The following is a 15788-nucleotide window of genomic DNA, read 5'->3' as shown; positions in this document are numbered from 1 at the left end:
GGGAAGTGGCGTACCGGCGGTCTTCCGGGCACCCCCGGAACGCCGGGATGCGGATCCGGCAGGGCGTGGCGGTCACAGGCCGCACAACTCCGCCAGGGACTTCGCGCCGCTCTTCTGGCTGTTGCGGGTCGGGGTCTCCGTCGGCGTCCCGGCCTGCGTGCCCGTCTGCGCCTGCGTGCGCGACGGCGAGGCCGTCGGGGTGCCCGGGGAGCCGGGGGAGGCGGTCACGCCGGCGGTCTGGGCCTGGTGGGCCGAACGGTCGGAGTCGGCGATCGCCTTGCGCGTGGCCGCCCGGATCTTGACCCAGTCGGGCCTGCCGGAGTAGAAGTCCGGCGGCACGAACTGGAGGCTGGTGATCTTGGCGTCCTTGACCTTGAGCGCCAGGTCCGCCAGCGGCGCGACGAGGGGACGCGGGATGTTCGTCTGGGCCAGCCGCTTGGCCGCCCCGGCGATCTTGGTGAAGTTCGTCAGGATCACGCCGGGCGTGGCCTGCTGGGCGAAGGCGCCGATGACGCAGCGCTGGCGGCCCATGCGGGAGAAGTCGTCGCTGTTGACGCGGGAGCGGCCGTACCACAGGGCCTGCTCACCCGACAGCTTGCGGTAGCCCGCCTTGATCGTGCCCGCGGTGCCGAAGTGGCCGCCCCACTTGACGTCCTCCTCGACCCGGATCTTCAGGCCGCCGATGGCGTCCACGAGGGCGGCGAAGCCGTACATGTTGATCAGGGCGTAGTAGTCGATCTTGAGGTTCAGGGTGTAGCCGATGGCGTCCATGAGGGCTCGCGGGCCGCGGTTCTTGCCGCCCATGAGCTGGGGGTTGTCGTTGGCGTACTGCCAGACCTCGTTGAGCAGGCCGCCGTTGGGCAGCTCGGCCATGTAGCCGTTGGGGAAGTGCTTGTGCAGCGGCGAGGACGGCGGGAAGCGCACGTGCTGCAGGTTGCGCGGCAGGCTGAACAGGACGGTGTTGCCGGTCCTGGTGTCCACGCTGGCCACCGTCATGCTGTCGGTGCGCACGCCGATCCGGTTGCCCGCGGCGTCGCCGCCGACCAGCAGGAAGTTCACCCGGGTCTTGCCGTCCCAGGGGTCCTCGGGGTTCTTGATCTGGACGGGGTTCTCCGGGTCCGGGTGGGACGGGAAGATCGCGTTGACGGCCTCCCGCCCGGCCAGCACGTAGTTGGCCGTCAGCGCGAACGGCGACATGACGGCCACGCACAGCACGCCCACGACGATCCCGGTGACCACCTGGCCCTGCTGGTTCAGCTTGTTGGGGCCCAGCGCCACGTACGAGACGGCGATCACGGCGAACCAGGCCAGCGCGCACGCCGCCGCGATGACGATCACCGTGAGCATGGCGCCGTCCTGGGCCAGGCCCGTCAGGTTGCTCAGGTCCCGCGTCAGGCCGAAGGCCAGGGCCGCGAGCAGCAGCACCGCGTACACGCCGACCATGACCAGCCCGGTACGACGGCGCCCGGCCCGCAGATGCGCGGCGCCGGGCACGAGGGCGGACAGAGCGGTCCAGCCGATGATGGAGGCGGTCGTCAGGGGTTTCGCGAAGCGCGGCGCGGGGGAGGAGCCCTTGCGCGGGCGGGAAGCGCGCCGTTTGGCGCCTCCGGGCACGGGGTCCACCCCATCGCGCTTGCTCACACCGGCTCCTTCACACGCCTACCAGGCAAAAAAATGACGTTCGCCCCATGTCGGGCACAAGATTGCCAGGATTCTAGCCCCCATACCTGGACATCAGAGACAACTCTTCAACATGAGATGAACGCCACGTGTCTCTCAGGAGGTCGTCGAGGACGGCGCCATCCACGTGTTGCACTGGTACGTCTTGTCCCGCTCCCACCCCTGCCGGAACCAGCGGTTGTTGTTGGCGGGCGTGCCGTGGTCGCGCGGGTAGTCGGGGTAGTCGCCCACCTGCGCGTAGAACCAGAACAGCCGCGAGCGCATCGAGGACGGGACCGGGTAGGAGGAGGCGACCGAGCGCATCCACATGCCGCCCAGGCAGGTGGCCTGCAGCTCCAGCTTCCTGCTCAGCGCCAGCTTGCCGCTCTGGCTGGAGGACTGCAGGGTGGTCTGCCACCAGGAGTCCATCACGCCGCTGATGTTCTGGACGTGGTGGCCGTACTCGTGGGCCATCATGCTGATGATGCCGCCGTGCCAGGAGATGATCTGGCCGTAGCCGCGTGAGGTGCTGTTGCCCCTGGACATCGCCGAGGTGGAGGCGTAGATCGTGTTGTTGCGCGGGCAGTAGTACGGCACCATGCTCCCGGCCGACGGATAGTCGCCGCACGCGCCCCGCCCGCGCTTGGCCGCGATGGCGTAGCTCGGCGGGCTGAACGCGATGCCCTGCCGCTTCAGGATCGGCCCCCACGCCTGGTCCATGCACCGGCCGGTCTTCAGGATCAGCGCCTTGAGCTGGCTGTGGCTGAAGGCGTTCGCGTTGCCGGCCCGGCAGTTCACCCGGGGCAGGGTGCCCGCCTTGTACAGGGTGTTGTTCTTCAGGCTGGTGTTGAGCGTGATCTGCTTGGGCGGCGCGACCGTGTCCTCGGTGGGCTGCTCCGTGGGTTGCTCGGTGGGCTGCTCTGTGGGTTGCTCCGTGGGCCGCCGCGTCGGCTCCTCGGACGGCTCCCGCGTCGGGGCGTCGCTCGTCGGCTCCCGTGTGGGGAAGGGCTCGTCGGTGTGCGACGACTCGTACGACGGGATCGCCACCGGCGTGGTCGTCTCCGTGCGCGAGGACGACTTCAGCATCGCCGCCCCGATGACGATCAGCACGAACAGCGCGGCCAGCGACCCGAACACGGCCCCGAGGACGCCGGCGACCCCCATGCCGGACTTCTTCCGCGGCTGCTGCGGCCACTGCCGCGTGGGCATGGGCGGGGGCGGCGGGGGCGGCGGGGGCGGCGGCTGGTACTGCTGCCCGTACGGCGGCGGCGGATACTGCGGGCCGCGCGGCGGATACCCCTGCGGGGCCGGTGGCTGCTGCTGATACCCCTGCGGGGGCGGCTGCTGCTGCGGGTAGCCCTGCGGGGACGGTGGCTGCTGCGGATGCCCCTGCGGGGGCGGCGGCTGCGGATAGGGATGGGAGCCGGGCGGCGGGCCCTGCTGCTGCGGTCGCGGGGGAGCCTGCGGGTAGGGGTGACCGCCCTGCGGCTGCGGCTGCCCGTAGCCCGGCGGCGGCCAGGGCCGCGAAGGAGGCCGCTGGGGCTGTCCGGGCCCTTGTGGCGGAGGTGGAAATTGCCCGTTTGCTGTCACCGTGTCTCCCCGTTAACCCGCTTGTCTGCAATGCACGGCTTTGCAGCAGACCCCAAAGGATCTTTGCCAAATTTGGGGCAAAAGCATACTGATTTATCACCCGTCACGGATGTAGCAGTAGTCGGTCACGCTCCGAAATCAATCGAGGTGATCTCCGCTATCTCCCGGTCCCGGAGCAGGGCGGTGTCCTAGCTTCTTTGCATGAATCTCCAGCAGCTCCGCTATGTGGTCGCGACTGCGGAGCACCGCACCATGACCGACGCGGCCAGGTCGCTCTACATCGCGCAGCCTGCGCTGTCCCGCGCGATCCGCGATCTTGAGCGAGAGCTCGGCATGACGCTCTTCGCCCGCTCCGGCCGCGGCGTGGTGGTCACCGCGCAGGGCCGTCGCGTGGTCAAGCTGGCGAGGGAGGCGCTCGACGCCGTGCACGAGATCGAGGGCCTGGCCAACCACGCCGGCGTGACGGAGGCCGAACTGCGCATCGCCTCCACCCCGAGTCTCGAACCCGGCCTCGCGGGGCGGTTGCTCCCTGCCTACGTTGCCGAGCACCCAGGGGTGCGCGTGCACATCGTGCGCTGCGACGGCCGTGACGGCGTCGTCAGCGCCATCCGGGATCAGCGGGCCGACCTCGGGCTCACCGATCTGCCCGTGCCCACCGACCTCATCACCCACCCGCTCGAACGCCAGGAGATCGTGCTGATCTCCCCGCCCGGGCTCGACCTGCCCGATCCGGTCCCCATGGGCAAGCTCCACGGGATGCGCCTGGCGCTGCCCGCCCGGGGCAGCGCACGGCGCAGAGAGCTCGACGCCATGTTCGGCAAGTACGCCGTCACCCCCGTGGTCGTCCTGGAGACCGACGAGCGCAACGGCTGGCTGAACGCGGTCCGCGCCGGCCAGGCCTCCCTGCTGTGGTACCGCGGCATGGCCGACCAGGCCGCCAGGGCGGGCCTGGTGGTGCGCTCACTCGAACCGGCCGTGCGACGCGTCATCGCCGTGGTGCACGCACGCCGCCGCCTGCCCCTCATCGCCCAGGACTTCCTGTCCACCGCGGAGAAGGGCACAGCCGCCTGACCAGGAACGTTCCATGATCCCCCACCGTCCCTGACGCCGTCCCTGACACCGTCCCCCGCCCTGACCGCAGCCCGCCGGCGCCCCCAACGCGTCGCGCGGGCCGAGCACCCCCGGCGGCCCGCCTAGCGGGACACCGGAAGGCGGACCACGGCGCGCAGGCCCGGCGCCGCGTCCTGCAGGACCACCGTCCCCCCGTGGGCGCGCACGGTCTCCCGGACGATCGCCAGCCCCAGCCCGGCCCCGCCCTCGTCCCTGCTCCGCCCGGAGTCGAGCCGGGTGAACCGGTTGAACACCCGCTCCCGGTCCTGCTCCGGGATGCCGGGCCCGTCGTCGGTCACCGTCAGCACGCCGTCGGCGGTCAGCGCCACCTCGACCTTCGAGGAGGTGTGCCGGACGGCGTTGTCCATCAGGTTCGTCAGCACCCGGCTCAGGTCCAGTGCGTCCCCGCGCACCACCACGGGGTCGCAGGCGGTCAGCCGGGCCTCGCCGTACCGCTCGGCGACCTGGCGCACCACCTCGTCGAGGTTGACCGGCTCGTCGCGGGCCGGCAGGCCGCCGCGCTCGTCCAGGCGGGCCAGCGCGAGCAGGTCCTCCGCCAGCCTGGACAGCCTCAGGGCGTCCTCCAGCACGCCCTCGGCGGTCTCCCGCCAGTCCTGGCCCTCCGGATGGCCGAGCGCCACCTCCAGCTGGAGCCGGATGCTGGCCAGCGGGCTGCGCAGCTCGTGGGCGGCGTCGGAGACCAGCGCGCGCTGGCGCTGCTCGGCCTCCTCCAGCCGGGCCAGCATGCCGTTGAGCGTGGTGGCCAGGGCGTAGACCTCGTCGCGCGACTGCGGCACCGGCAGCCGCCGGGACCGGGCCGTGTGCGTGATCTCGGCCGCGACCCGGCGCAGCGACGAGATCGGACGCAGCGTCCTGCCGATCATCAGCCAGCTCGCCACCGCCAGCAGCACGACCAGCGCGGGCGTGCCGACCAGCAACACCCGCCCGGCCACGCCCAGGCTCGTCTGGATCTCGCCGATCGGACGGGCCGCCAGCACCGTCTGCCCGTGGTCGGCGCTGAGCACGACCACCCGCAGCGGCCCCGGGATCGCGTACGGCCGCCCGTCCAGGAACGTCGCCCGCCCCTCCCGCAGCACCCTGGCCCTGGCCGCCGCGTCCAGCAGCGGCACCAGCCTGTCGGTGCCGTACGTGACGTGCGTGATCCGCCCGCTCCGGTCGAGCACCTGGACGATCGTGCCGTCGTGCGTGGTGATCGGGCTGGTCAGCGTGCCGCCGTCGGCCGCCACGCGCACGCTCTGGGCCTGCTGCCTGGTGGACTCGTCGACGGTGTCGATCAGCGCCCGGTCGAGCACCGACAGCAGTACCGAGGCCGACAACGCCAGCGCCAGCCCCAGCACGGCGGCCGCCGCGACCGTCAGCCTGAACCGCAGCCCCTGACGCCGCCACCAGGCCATGGGGGAGTCAGCCACCGTCGCCCGCCAGCCGGTAGCCCGCGCCGCGCACGGTCTGCAGCGCGTTCCTGCCGAACGGGGCGTCGACCTTGCGCCGCAGGTAGCCGACGTAGACCTCGACCACGTTGGGGTCGGTGTCGAAGGTGTCCCACACGTGTTCCAGGATCTCCGACTTCGACACCACCTCGTCACGGCGGCGCATCAGGAACTCCAGCAGCGCGAACTCCCGCGGCGTCAGCTCCACCGGCGTCTCGCCCCGCTGCACCTTCCGGCGGGCCGGGTCGAGGGTCAGGTCGCCTGCCCCCAGCACAGACGGCCGCCGCCCGGCGTCGCGCCGCAGCAGTGCCCGGAGCCTGGCCACCAGCACCACGTACGAGAAGGGCTTGGTCAGGTAGTCGTCGGCGCCGAGGTCGAGGCCGTCGGCCATGTCGTACTCGCCGTCCTTGGCCGACAACATGAGGATCGGCACCCAGTTCTCCTCCGCGCGCAACTGCTTGCACACGTTGTAGCCCGACAGCCTCGGCAGCATGATGTCCAGCACCACGATGTCGTAGTCGCCCTGCCGGGCCGCGTGCAGGCCCTCCTCGCCGTCGTGGGCGAGGTCCACGGCGAACCCCTCGGCCTGCAGCCCACGCTGGAGGGCCGCCGCCATCCGCCGTTCGTCCTCGACGACCAGTACTCTCATGTGCTGATTCTCCCGTCCCTGACCTGAGACGCCGCTGAGAAGGCTGAGAGGCGTCTCAGACAGTCTCAGGCCCGCCACAGGATGCATGCCGCAGGCTCTGGTCATCGACATACCGTTAAGGAGTGAGATGCGCAGAGGCACGTTCGTGAGGTGGGGAGTCCCGATCGCGGCGGCGGCGTTGATCGGTGGCGCGATCGGAGCCGGCCCGGTCATCGCGGCCGTCAGCGGCGAGCCCGTCCTGCCCGAGCGTTCGGCCCAGCAACTGCTGGCCGACGCCGTGGCGGCGACGAGCAAGGGAGGCGGCCTGCCGCCGATGTCCGGCACCGTGCAGCAGACGGCCTCGCTCGGCCTGCCGTCGCTGCCGCAGACCGGTGGCGAGTCGCCGCTGAGCCTGCTGTCCGGCTCGCACGAGATCAAGGTCTGGTACGGCGGCGCCGACCGGTTCCGCGTGGCCATGCCGACCCAGCTGAACGAGACCAACCTGATCGTCAACGGCGACCAGAGCTGGTACTGGGAGAGCGCCACCAACACCGCCACCAAGTTGACCGTCAAGCCAGGCACCGGCCAGGAGCACAAGCGGCCCGGCCCGCCGCCGACCCAGCTCACGCCGCCGCAGATGGCCGAGCAGCTGCTGGCCAAGGCCGACGAGCACACCGCGGTCCGCGTCATCAACACCGCGGAGGTGGCCGGCCGCCCGGTCTACCAGCTCGTCCTGGCCCCCAAGGACCAGGGGTCGCTGGTGCAGGAGGTGCGCCTGGCGCTCGACGGCGAGACCTACGTCCCGCTGCAGGTCCAGGTCTACGCCAAGGGCTCGGCCGAACCGGCCTTCCAGGTCGGCTTCACCCAGGTGACGTTCACGCCCCCGGCGCCGGAGAACTTCGTCTTCACCCCGCCCGCGGGCGCCAAGGTGGAGGAGAAGGACCTCAGCGAGCTGGGCGACGTCAAGCGCGCCGAGCAGCACGCCGAGCGGGCCGAGAAGGTCGCGGGCGAGGTCAGGGTCGTCGGCGGCGGCTGGACGACCGTGGCCGTCCTGCCGTTCAAGCCGGAGGACCTCAAGGCCGGCGACGGCTCGCAGGCCGATCCGGCCGCGCTGGCCGACACCGTCCTGAAGTCGGCCACCCCGGTGAGCGGCACGTGGGGCTCGGGCCGGTTGATCAGGACCAAGCTCGTCACCGTCCTGCTGACCGACGACGGCCGCCTGCTGGTCGGCGCGGTCACCCCGGAGGAGATCACCCAGGCGGCGGGCGTCAGGTGACCACCGCCGTCACGCAGGAAGCGGGGGCGCCCTTCGGGGCGGCCCCGCCCTCCGGGGAGCACGCCATCGTCACGCGCGGCCTGACCAAGCGCTTCCGCGGCGGCCAGGTGGCCGTCGACGCGCTCGACCTGGCCGTGCCGCGCGGCTCGGTCTTCGGCTTCCTCGGGCCCAACGGCTCGGGCAAGACCACGACCATCCGCATGCTGCTGGGCCTGATCGCGCCCACCGAGGGAGAGCACTCCCTGCTCGGGCTGCCGCTGCCGCGGGCGCTGCCCCGGGTGGGGGCGGTGGTGGAGGGGCCGGCGTTCTACCCGTACCTGTCGGGCGAGGCCAACCTGATGCGCTTCGACGCCGCCGACCCCACCGCCGTGCGCCGTACCGCCAGGGCGCGCATCGCCGTCGCGCTCGACCGGGTGGGCCTGTCGGCCGCGGCCGGCAAGCGCTACCGCAACTACTCCCTCGGCATGCGCCAGCGGCTGGCCATCGCCGCCGCCCTGCTCGGCCCGCGCGAGCTGCTGGTCCTGGACGAGCCGACCAACGGCCTCGACCCCCAGGGCACCCGCGAGGTGCGCGCGCTGGTCAAGGACATCGCCGCCGGCGGCACCACCGTCTTCGTCTCCTCGCACCTGCTGGCCGAGGTCGAGCAGATGTGCACGCACGCCGCCATCATGCGGACCGGCAAGCTGGTCGCCCAGGGCACGATCGCCTCGCTGAACGGCGGCCTGGCCACGCGCATCCGGATCGAGACGCCCGACGTGGCCGACGCCGCCCGGGTGCTGGGCCGGCTGGGGCTGGCCGACGTGCGGCGCGGCGACGCCGACGTGACGGCCGAGCTGGGCGGCAACGCGCCGGAGCGGATCAACGCCGCGCTGGTCGGCGAGGGGGTCGCCGTACGGGGGCTGGCCGTGCTGCGGCCGAGCCTGGAGGACGTGTTCGTCGGACTGACGGGGGAGGGCTTCGATGTCGACGGCTGATACGCGAGCCACCGAGACGCGGGCCACCGAGACGCGGGCCACCGATACGCGGGACGGCCGGGCCGGAGGGCGCATGCCGGGGCTGGTGCCCGTCACCGAGACGCTGCGCACCGCCGAGCGGCGCACCCCGGACCCCGACCTGGCCCCGCACCTGACCCCGAGCCCCGCTTCCGCGGCCGTGGCGGGCACGGAACCAAGCTCCGGGCCGGACGACGGCGACGGGCCGCGGCGGGCGAGGTGGGCGTTCTGGCGGCTGCTCGGCTCGGAGCTGGGCCTGACCTTCCGCCGGCCGCGCAACCTGATGATGCTGGCCGTGCTCGCCTCCGTGCCGGCCGTCCTCGGCCTGGCCCTGCGCGCGTTCGGCGGCGGCGATCGCGATGGGATGGGCGGGTTCATCCAGAACGTCGCGGGCAACAGCCTCATGCTGACGTTCGTCGCGTTCTCGTTCCTCGTGCTGCTGCTGATGCCGGTCGCCGTCAGCGTGGTCGCGGGCGACTCGGTGGCCGGGGAGGCGGGCGGCGGCACCCTGCGCTACCTGCTGGCCGCGCCCGCCGGACGCACCCGCCTGCTGGCCGTCAAATACCTCAACGCGGTCGTCTTCGCCTACGCCGTCACGGCGGTGGTGGCGCTGTCGGCGCTGGTCACCGGGCTGATCCTGTTCCCGGCCGGGCCGGTGACGCTGCTGTCGGGCACCACGATCTCGATGGGCGAGGGGCTGCTGCGCATCCTGGTCGCCGCCGGTTACGTCGGGGCGGGCATGGCGGCCCTGGCGGCCGTCGCGCTGGCGCTGTCGACGTTCACCGAGGTGTCCATCGGGGCCGTGGCCGCCACGCTCGTGCTGGTGATCGTCTGCCAGGTGCTGCGGGCCTTCCCCGAGCTGAGCGCGGTGACGCCGTACCTGCTGCCGACCAGGTTCACGACCTTCGACGCGGTGCTGCGCAGCCCGATGGACCTGTCGGCGCTGCGCGACGGGCTGCTGACCTTCGGCGCCTACATCGTGCTGTTCTGCTCGATCGCGTGGGCGCGCTTCTCCGGCAAGGACATCACGTCCTGACCGGGAGGCGCATCCCCGGCCGGGCTCCTCGCCCGGCCGGGGATGCCGCGTCGCGGGGTCAGGCCGCGCGGCGGCGCAGACCCAGGGCGCCCACGACGACGCCGATGACCCCGACGACCAGCCCGGCGCCGCCCAGCAGGCGGGCCGTGCCGTCGGACGTGGACGCGGCCGCCACCGGCGCCACCGACGGGCCCGCGGCGGCGGCGGCCGGCGTGGCCGAGGCCGACGCGCTCGCGGCGGAGTGGTGGTCGTCGTCGCCGGAGGCCGGGACGAGCTTCAGCGTGGGGGCGGGGTGCTCGGCCTCGGTGCCGTCGGCCTTGGGCGCGTCGGCCCAGTCGACCACCTCACCGCCCGAGTACGTCTGCTTCGTCGGGAACGTCAGCGAGTCGACGTCCGTGGGCAACTGGCCCATGGACACCTCGAACTCCTGGAACTCGCCCGGGTTGATCTTGCCGCCGGACCACACGACCGTGGTGACGGCCTCCTCCAGGTCGCCGTACTCGGTCTTGACCGGCTTGGGCAGCTTGCCCTCGGTGACCTTGACGTCCCAGCCGGGCACGGGCTTGACCGACACGAACGCCAGCGGATGGTCGGTGGGGAAGCTGACCTGGACCTTGGTCGTCGAGGCGTTGTCGCGCTCGTTGGGCACCCGGAAGGCGACCTTGGTGAACCCGCCCTGCTCGGCGGTGCCCGGGTTGATGGACACGTGGGCCAGGGCGGGAACGGCCAGAGCGGCGGTGAGGGCGGTGGCGGCGGCGAGCACGGTCGCCGCACGACGGACGAAGGACATGACGGAACTCCACTTCGGATGACGGGGGTCTGGGGGTGTCAGCAGGTCAGGCGGGAAGTGGAGGACCACGCCTGGCCACCCGGTGCCGGAACCCCGGCTGCGGGGGGACCACCCTGGTGTGCACGACCGGCACGCCCGGCCGCACGGCGGGCACGACCGTGAGCAGCGGCGGCACGAGCCGCAGCCCCAGACGGCGCAGCAGGGACCACAGCGCGATCTCGCCGCGCGACAGCCACCAGCCGGTCATCAGGGTCGCCGTGAGGTGCGCGAGCAGCATGCCCGCGTTGACGGCCAGGCCCTGGCCGTGCCCGTGCTCGAAGACGTAGGAGGACGGGCTGCCGCCCGCGAACAGCTCGTGCAGGCCGAACTGCGCCACCCCGAGCACGATGTTGATCGTCGGGGCCGAGCGTTCCCTGCCCGACAGCGCCAGCCCCAGGCCGGACACCGCCAACAGGCCCAGCACCGCCGCCCACGGCCCCGGACGCCCGCCGCCGCCCACCACGTGGGCCAGGGCAGCGAGGGTCACGCAGACGGCGGCGAAGGCGGCCGTCCGCGCGAGCCGGAGGGGAAGTCGCGCACGCATGTGTGCCACATGGTCTCACGAGGCACGGTCGCATGAGACCCCTAGTTTCGAGCCGGCCAATGCCTGGTCCAAAAATGGCATTTGTCGCTAGGGTCGTGCCGAGCGCGTTGACCTTCGCGTTGACATTTGAGGTGAGAACGTTGCGGCACTTAGCAGGTTTGCTCATCGGCGTCGTGGTCACGGCGGCCGTCCTCGGGGGTGGCGGATGGGCTGTGCAGCAGGCCCTCGCCGCCGCGGCGACGACACCGCCGCCGCCCGACAACCAGAAGATGTGGATCGCCCTCGGGGCCATGGCCGCGGTCGGGCTGGTCGTCGGCCTCGTCGTGGCCGGCCGGATCTCGCCGCTGGCCACGTTCGTGCCCTCGATGGTGCTGCTGGCCTGGACGGTCGTCTACGCCCTCGACGCCGGCAGGGCGCTGTCCCTCATCCCCGCCGAGTCGTCGGTCGACCAGATCGTCAGGGACGCCGGCGCGGGCGACAAGATCCTGCTCACCACGGGCGTGCTGGCCCTGCTCGGCGTGGTCCTGTTCATCCCCGTGCTGATGCCCTCGCGCTGGTCACGCCCGCACGACGACCTCGACGACGACGACTACGAGACCACGCCGGAGGGCAGCTACTACTGACCGCCGGTGTAGAGCCTGGTGACCACGTCCTCGATGGTGGCCTGCTCCGGGGCCGTGGCCATGAGTTCGGCCAGGGTCCCGTCGAAGGTCAGCCGGCCGTGGTCGATCAGCATGATCCGGCGGCACAGGCGCTCGATGTCGCCGAGGTCGTGCGTGGTCAGGAGCACGGTCGTGCCGCGCTCGGTGTTCTGCCGGCGGAGGAAGTCGCGGATGGCGGCCTTGCTGACCACGTCGAGGCCGATGGTCGGCTCGTCCAGCACCAGCACGTCGGGGGCGTGCAGCAGCGCGGCGGCCAGGTCGCCGCGCATGCGCTGCCCCAGGCTGAGCTGACGCACCGGGGTGCGCAGGAAGGCGCCGAGGTCGAGGGTCTCGGTCAGCTCGGCCAGCCGGACCCTGAACGTTCCGCGATCTACTTTGTAAAGGTGCCGGATCAGTTCGAAGCTGTCCTGGAGCGGCAGGTCCCACCACAGGGTCGTCCGCTGCCCGAACACCACGCCGATCCGCCGGGCGAGCGTGGTGCGCCGCCGCGAGGGGTCGAGCCCGGCCACCCGCACCGAGCCCGAGGTGGGGGTGAGGATGCCGCACAACATCTTGATCGTGGTGGACTTGCCCGCGCCGTTGGGCCCGAGGTAGCCGACGAACTCGCCGGCCGGCACGCTGAAGGACAGGTCGCGTACGGCGTGCACGACAGTACGCTTGACCTTGAACGAGCGTCCGGCCCGTAGCAGCTCGATCATCCCTAACTCCCCGTGGATCGGTAGTGCCTGATGCCCTGCCGCCAGGCCGCCCCGGCGGCCAGGGCGAGGACCAGCGCGGCGGCCGGTCCGAGGAACCGCATGAACCCGGGCGTGCCGAACGGGTCGTCCCGGCCCAGGACGTAGAGTCCGGGCTGCCAGTTGACGAAGGCCAGGGGCAGCGCGTACGTGACGCCGCGGACCAGGTCGCGGGCGTAGATGCTGAGGGGGTACTGGCTGAGCTGGTGGGTGCCGTAGGTGAAGGCGTTGGCCACCTCCGGCGCGTCGGTCAGCACGAACTGCAGCGCGCCGGCGAGCGTCCAGAGCGCGGCGAAGATGACGACGCCGGTGACGATCATGACGGGGATCATCCAGGCCCGCCGCCAGTCGAGGCCGAGCGCGGCCAGGGCGTAGGCGAGCACGGCCACGGCCTGGACGACGCGGCCGATCCTGGTGGGGACGAAACGGTCGGCGGCGATCTGGATCCAGGCGGCGGCCGGGCGGATGAGGAACGTGTCGAGCGTGCCGGCCCTGATGTGCTGGCTGATGCGATCGAGGTTGCTGATGAACATGTCGCAGACGGTGAAGGAGACGCTGGAGGCGCCGTACAGGAACAGGACCTCCTCGCGGGTGAAGCCGGCCAGGGTGGTGGTGTTGGCGAAGACGACGAGGATGGCCGCGACGTCGATCGCGCCGGTGACCAGGCCGAACACGACCATCAGGGCGAAGGAGGCGCGGTAGGCGGCCGCGGCGCGGGTCCACGTCCAGGCCAGCAGGAAGTACGTCCTAACCACCCTGGATCACCACCTTGTGGCGGACGAGCCGGGTGGCCAGCAGGCCGAGCGCGAACAGCGTCGCCGCCCAGAACGCCTGGAGCGCGAGCGTCTGCCCCACGGGGGCCTTGCCGAGGTAGAGGTCGGTGGGCGCCTGGACCATGGAGGCCCACGGCAGGGCCCTGGCCAGCTCGCCCAGCCGGCCGGGGAACAGGTGGAGGGGGAGCATCATGCCGCTGAAGAACGTGGTCAGCACCAGGGACACGACGGCCACGCCGCGGTCGTCGGCGAGCCAGCAGACCGACAGGGCGACGAGGTAGCGCCAGCCGAAGCTGATCAGCACGCCGATGAGGAGGCCGGTCAGGACCCCCGCCCACTGGGCGGGGGAGGTGGGCGCGGTGACGCCGAACAGGGCCGCGCCGAGCAGCAGCGGCGGGATGCCGCGCACCAGAAGCAGGTACGCGGCCCGCCCCAGGTCCTCGGCGAGCGACCAGAGCAGGAGCGAGGCGGGACGGACGAGGTCGAGCGCGATGTCGCCGCTGCGGATGCGTTCGGGGATGGTCAGGCCGCCGCCGAACAGCATCATCGGGCCGATGAGGGCCTGGGTGACGAAGCAGTAGGTGACGGCGTCGGTGACGTCGTAGCCGGCCAGGCCGGGGCGGGCCTGCCACAGGGCGATGAGGATGTAGGCGCGCAGGATGCCGAACACGCTGTTGGTGAACGCGCCGGCGAGCGCGGACCAGACGTAGACGGCGTGTTTGCGAAAGCCGTACCGGACGAGCCGGGCGTAGAGGGGAATGGTGGCGCACCTCCGGAGAGTGAGGACACGGTGACCAGTCGTGTCCGGACCCGCGCGCGGGTCTGCCTGACGGAAGTCTGGAATTATCCGCCGGAGGGTCAGCGGTCCGCAACGCGATAAACGAACCGCGGGCCGGACCACGTCTCGTCGATCGCCGCGACCTTGTTGTCGACCAGCCCGGCGGCCAGGCCAAAGGCGCGGACGGCGTGCTCCGACAGGTCGGTGGGGATCCCCGAGGCGGGTTCGAGCCGGCAGATCCACAGGCCGCCGTTCCTGGCCAGCGCGGCCTTGGCCGGGGGGAACGTGCGGTGAAGGGTGGCGACGTCGGGGCAGAAGAACAAGATGACGTCGTACGGGCCGCCGCCGGGCTCGGAGCGGGCGTCGGCGGCGGGCGTGCGCTGCTCGCGGTGCACGTCGGCGGCGGGTTCGCCGAGGTCGAGGTCGGTGGGGGCGCCGAGGGCCAGGACCTGGTGTCCGGGCTTGATGCCGGGCTCGCGGGGGAGCGGCGTCCCCGAATATCCCGCTATATCTCCCAACGTCGTACAAAGCCGGAATATCTGGAGAAAGGATGAGATCCCTACTGGCCGGTAGACCGATGGCGTTCCGGGAACATAAGGGGTGGAGGACCGTGATGCGCATCAACAAGGACGTGGCACCCGACTACCCCTTGAGCTGGCAGGCCCGGGCCCTGACCTCGGTCATGTGGGGCACCCTGAAGCCGGCCTCCACGGTCCTGATGCGCCATCCGCTGGCCCTGATCGGCGCGGCCCGCCTGGGCGAGCTGACGCGGCTGATGCCGCTGCGCCTTCCCGAGCACGCCGTCGTCGTGCCCGCCGACGGGCCCGAGTGCGGCGGCGAGTGGGTCCGCGCGGGCCGGGGGGTGGACGAGCGCAAGGCGCTGCTCTACTTCCACGGCGGCGGCTACTTCTCGTGCTCGCCGCGTACCCACCGGCCCATCACCTGGCGGCTGTCGGTCGTGGCCCGGCGGCCGGTGCTCGCGCTGGACTACCGGCAGGGGCCGGTCCACCCCCTGGCCGACTCCCTGGCCGACGCCCTGGACGCCTACGAGTGCCTGATGCGGAACGGGCACGCCCCTGAGGACATCATCATCGCCGGGGACTCGGCGGGCGGCCACCTGACGCTGGCCACCCTGCTGGCGCTGCGCGATCGCGGCCTGCCGTCGCCCGCCGCCGCGATCTGCCTGTCGCCGTGGGCGGACCTGACCGACATCCCGCGCCGGGCCAACCGCTGGCATGACCCCATGTTGCCGGCCGGCCGGGTGCGCTGGCTGGCCCGCCACTGGACCTGCGGGCTCGATCCGTGGGACCCGCTCGTCTCGCCGGTGCACGGCGACTTCACCGGCCTGCCGCCGCTGATGATCGTCACCGGCTCCACGGAGGTGCTGCGGGACGAGGCGCGGCGGGTGGCCGAGCGGGCGCGCCTGGCGGGGGTGCCGGTGAGGTACGAGGAGTGGCGGCGGATGCCGCACGCGTTCCCGATCCTGGCCGACGTCCTGCCGGAGGCGCGGCTGGCCTTCCGGCACATGTCGGCGTTCCTGGAGGCCGTGGCGGCCCGTGCGGCGGCCCGGGGGAATTCGGCGGCGGCCTGACTGGGCCGGGCGCGTCAGGGTAGCTTGGCCTGATATGTCGCAGCTTGGGGTTGCGCGCTCAGGAAGGCGTCCAGGCGTTGCGGTGGCCTTGCCCGCCAATCCCGCTGTAAGGTTAGGTATACCTAACTAGCATATGGG

17 protein-coding genes are annotated in these 15788 nt (G+C 72.0%); 7 read left to right on the top strand and 10 right to left on the bottom strand.

Translation table 11 applies throughout. The features are described from left to right. Positions 1 to 72: 72 nt before the first annotated feature. Together ACIHAD_RS16055 and ACIHAD_RS16050 are read right to left on the bottom strand one after the other, a co-directional pair. On the bottom strand, positions 73 to 1641 hold the full coding sequence (locus ACIHAD_RS16055; RefSeq protein ID WP_397355191.1) for an LCP family protein: 1569 nt from the start codon (positions 1639 to 1641) through the stop codon (positions 73 to 75). A 135-nt stretch (positions 1642 to 1776) separates the two neighbouring features. After that, the gene (locus ACIHAD_RS16050; RefSeq protein ID WP_397355190.1) at positions 1777 to 2823 is read right to left on the bottom strand and encodes a neutral zinc metallopeptidase; all 1047 of its coding nucleotides are present in this window, start codon (positions 2821 to 2823) and stop codon (positions 1777 to 1779) included. Here ACIHAD_RS16050 and ACIHAD_RS16045 point away from each other — a divergent pair. Both ACIHAD_RS16045 and ACIHAD_RS16040 read left to right on the top strand, forming a co-directional pair. After that, positions 2822 to 2983: a hypothetical protein gene (locus ACIHAD_RS16045; RefSeq protein WP_397355189.1), complete on the top strand. Its 162-nt coding sequence runs from the start codon at positions 2822 to 2824 to the stop codon at positions 2981 to 2983. The two genes, ACIHAD_RS16050 and ACIHAD_RS16045, sit on opposite strands and share 2 nt — an antisense overlap. A 467-nt stretch (positions 2984 to 3450) precedes the next feature. After that, positions 3451 to 4320, top strand: a complete 870-nt coding sequence (locus tag ACIHAD_RS16040; RefSeq protein ID WP_397355188.1) for a LysR family transcriptional regulator — start codon at positions 3451 to 3453, stop codon at positions 4318 to 4320. Between the two features lie 122 nt (positions 4321 to 4442). On the opposite strand, the gene ACIHAD_RS16035 is transcribed toward ACIHAD_RS16040, so the two are convergent. Both ACIHAD_RS16035 and ACIHAD_RS16030 read right to left on the bottom strand, forming a co-directional pair. Beyond that, a complete protein-coding gene (locus ACIHAD_RS16035; RefSeq protein ID WP_397355187.1) occupies positions 4443 to 5789 on the bottom strand; it encodes a sensor histidine kinase in 1347 nt (448 codons plus the stop codon). Next, on the bottom strand, positions 5782 to 6456 hold the full coding sequence (locus tag ACIHAD_RS16030; RefSeq protein WP_397355186.1) for a response regulator transcription factor: 675 nt from the start codon (positions 6454 to 6456) through the stop codon (positions 5782 to 5784). The genes ACIHAD_RS16035 and ACIHAD_RS16030 overlap by 8 nt, the downstream gene beginning before the upstream one ends. Positions 6457 to 6583: 127 nt before the next feature. Between ACIHAD_RS16030 and ACIHAD_RS16025 the strand changes: the two genes are divergently transcribed. The 3 genes from ACIHAD_RS16025 to ACIHAD_RS16015 are packed head-to-tail and all read left to right on the top strand — an operon-like array spanning position 6584 to position 9739. Further along, positions 6584 to 7711, top strand: a complete 1128-nt coding sequence (locus ACIHAD_RS16025; protein ID WP_397355185.1) for an outer membrane lipoprotein carrier protein LolA — start codon at positions 6584 to 6586, stop codon at positions 7709 to 7711. Further along, entirely contained in the window at positions 7708 to 8685 is a 978-nt protein-coding gene (locus tag ACIHAD_RS16020) for an ATP-binding cassette domain-containing protein (RefSeq protein ID WP_397355184.1), read from the top strand. Before ACIHAD_RS16025 ends, ACIHAD_RS16020 begins: the two co-directional genes overlap by 4 nt. Further along, complete coding sequence (locus ACIHAD_RS16015; RefSeq protein ID WP_397355183.1) at positions 8672 to 9739, top strand: ABC transporter permease; 1068 nt, start codon at positions 8672 to 8674, stop codon at positions 9737 to 9739. The genes ACIHAD_RS16020 and ACIHAD_RS16015 overlap by 14 nt, the downstream gene beginning before the upstream one ends. Before the next feature lie 58 nt (positions 9740 to 9797). Here the strand turns inward: ACIHAD_RS16015 and ACIHAD_RS16010 are convergent, their stop codons facing one another. Then, on the bottom strand, positions 9798 to 10529 hold the full coding sequence (locus ACIHAD_RS16010) for a YcnI family protein (RefSeq protein ID WP_397355182.1): 732 nt from the start codon (positions 10527 to 10529) through the stop codon (positions 9798 to 9800). A gap of 46 nt (positions 10530 to 10575) precedes the next feature. Further along, positions 10576 to 11112: an MFS transporter gene (locus ACIHAD_RS16005; protein ID WP_397355181.1), complete on the bottom strand. Its 537-nt coding sequence runs from the start codon at positions 11110 to 11112 to the stop codon at positions 10576 to 10578. A 140-nt stretch (positions 11113 to 11252) separates the two neighbouring features. Here ACIHAD_RS16005 and ACIHAD_RS16000 point away from each other — a divergent pair, with 140 nt between their 5' ends. Then, positions 11253 to 11735 carry a hypothetical protein gene (locus ACIHAD_RS16000; RefSeq protein WP_397355180.1) on the top strand — a complete coding sequence of 161 codons (483 nt, stop codon included), beginning with the start codon at positions 11253 to 11255 and terminating at the stop codon, positions 11733 to 11735. Here the strand turns inward: ACIHAD_RS16000 and ACIHAD_RS15995 are convergent. The 4 genes from ACIHAD_RS15995 to ACIHAD_RS15980 all read right to left on the bottom strand — a co-directional run bounded on the left by ACIHAD_RS15995 (position 11729) and on the right by ACIHAD_RS15980 (position 14577). After that, positions 11729 to 12472, bottom strand: a complete 744-nt coding sequence (locus tag ACIHAD_RS15995; RefSeq protein WP_397355179.1) for an ATP-binding cassette domain-containing protein — start codon at positions 12470 to 12472, stop codon at positions 11729 to 11731. The genes ACIHAD_RS16000 and ACIHAD_RS15995 overlap by 7 nt on opposite strands. 2 nt (positions 12473 to 12474) lie before the next feature. Further along, positions 12475 to 13263 carry an ABC transporter permease gene (locus tag ACIHAD_RS15990; RefSeq protein ID WP_397355178.1) on the bottom strand — a complete coding sequence of 263 codons (789 nt, stop codon included), beginning with the start codon at positions 13261 to 13263 and terminating at the stop codon, positions 12475 to 12477. Further along, entirely contained in the window at positions 13256 to 13951 is a 696-nt protein-coding gene (locus tag ACIHAD_RS15985; protein ID WP_397355177.1) for an ABC transporter permease, read from the bottom strand. The genes ACIHAD_RS15990 and ACIHAD_RS15985 overlap by 8 nt, the downstream gene beginning before the upstream one ends. A 188-nt stretch (positions 13952 to 14139) precedes the next feature. Continuing rightward, positions 14140 to 14577 (bottom strand): hypothetical protein, encoded by a 438-nt coding sequence (locus ACIHAD_RS15980; RefSeq protein WP_397355176.1) that lies wholly within the window; start codon positions 14575 to 14577, stop codon positions 14140 to 14142. Positions 14578 to 14672: 95 nt separating this feature from the next. On the opposite strand from ACIHAD_RS15980, the gene ACIHAD_RS15975 reads away from it, so the two are divergent. Next, positions 14673 to 15650, top strand: a complete 978-nt coding sequence (locus ACIHAD_RS15975; protein WP_397355174.1) for an alpha/beta hydrolase — start codon at positions 14673 to 14675, stop codon at positions 15648 to 15650. The last annotated feature ends 138 nt before the right edge of the window (positions 15651 to 15788 follow it).

Origin of the sequence: Nonomuraea sp. NPDC052265 (assembly GCF_044547985.1) — a bacterium.
GTDB lineage: Bacteria > Actinomycetota > Actinomycetes > Streptosporangiales > Streptosporangiaceae > Nonomuraea.
The sequence above is the reverse complement of the archived record's forward strand: the minus strand, read 5'-3'. Positions and strand labels throughout refer to the sequence as shown.

Excerpts from the sequence above, each read along its gene's own strand:
- ACIHAD_RS16045 (WP_397355189.1), top strand. The coding sequence starts at position 2,822 with ATGCCGGACTTCTTCCGCGGCTGCTGCGGCCACTGCCGCGTGGGCATG.
- ACIHAD_RS16005 (WP_397355181.1), bottom strand. The coding sequence starts at position 11,112 with ATGCGTGCGCGACTTCCCCTCCGGCTCGCGCGGACGGCCGCCTTCGCC.
- ACIHAD_RS15975 (WP_397355174.1), top strand. The coding sequence starts at position 14,673 with ATGCGCATCAACAAGGACGTGGCACCCGACTACCCCTTGAGCTGGCAG.
- ACIHAD_RS16030 (WP_397355186.1), bottom strand. The coding sequence starts at position 6,456 with ATGAGAGTACTGGTCGTCGAGGACGAACGGCGGATGGCGGCGGCCCTC.
- ACIHAD_RS16015 (WP_397355183.1), top strand. The coding sequence starts at position 8,672 with ATGTCGACGGCTGATACGCGAGCCACCGAGACGCGGGCCACCGAGACG.
- ACIHAD_RS16010 (WP_397355182.1), bottom strand. The coding sequence starts at position 10,529 with ATGTCCTTCGTCCGTCGTGCGGCGACCGTGCTCGCCGCCGCCACCGCC.
- ACIHAD_RS16040 (WP_397355188.1), top strand. The coding sequence starts at position 3,451 with ATGAATCTCCAGCAGCTCCGCTATGTGGTCGCGACTGCGGAGCACCGC.
- ACIHAD_RS15995 (WP_397355179.1), bottom strand. The coding sequence starts at position 12,472 with ATGATCGAGCTGCTACGGGCCGGACGCTCGTTCAAGGTCAAGCGTACT.
- ACIHAD_RS16050 (WP_397355190.1), bottom strand. The coding sequence starts at position 2,823 with ATGGGGGTCGCCGGCGTCCTCGGGGCCGTGTTCGGGTCGCTGGCCGCG.
- ACIHAD_RS16025 (WP_397355185.1), top strand. The coding sequence starts at position 6,584 with ATGCGCAGAGGCACGTTCGTGAGGTGGGGAGTCCCGATCGCGGCGGCG.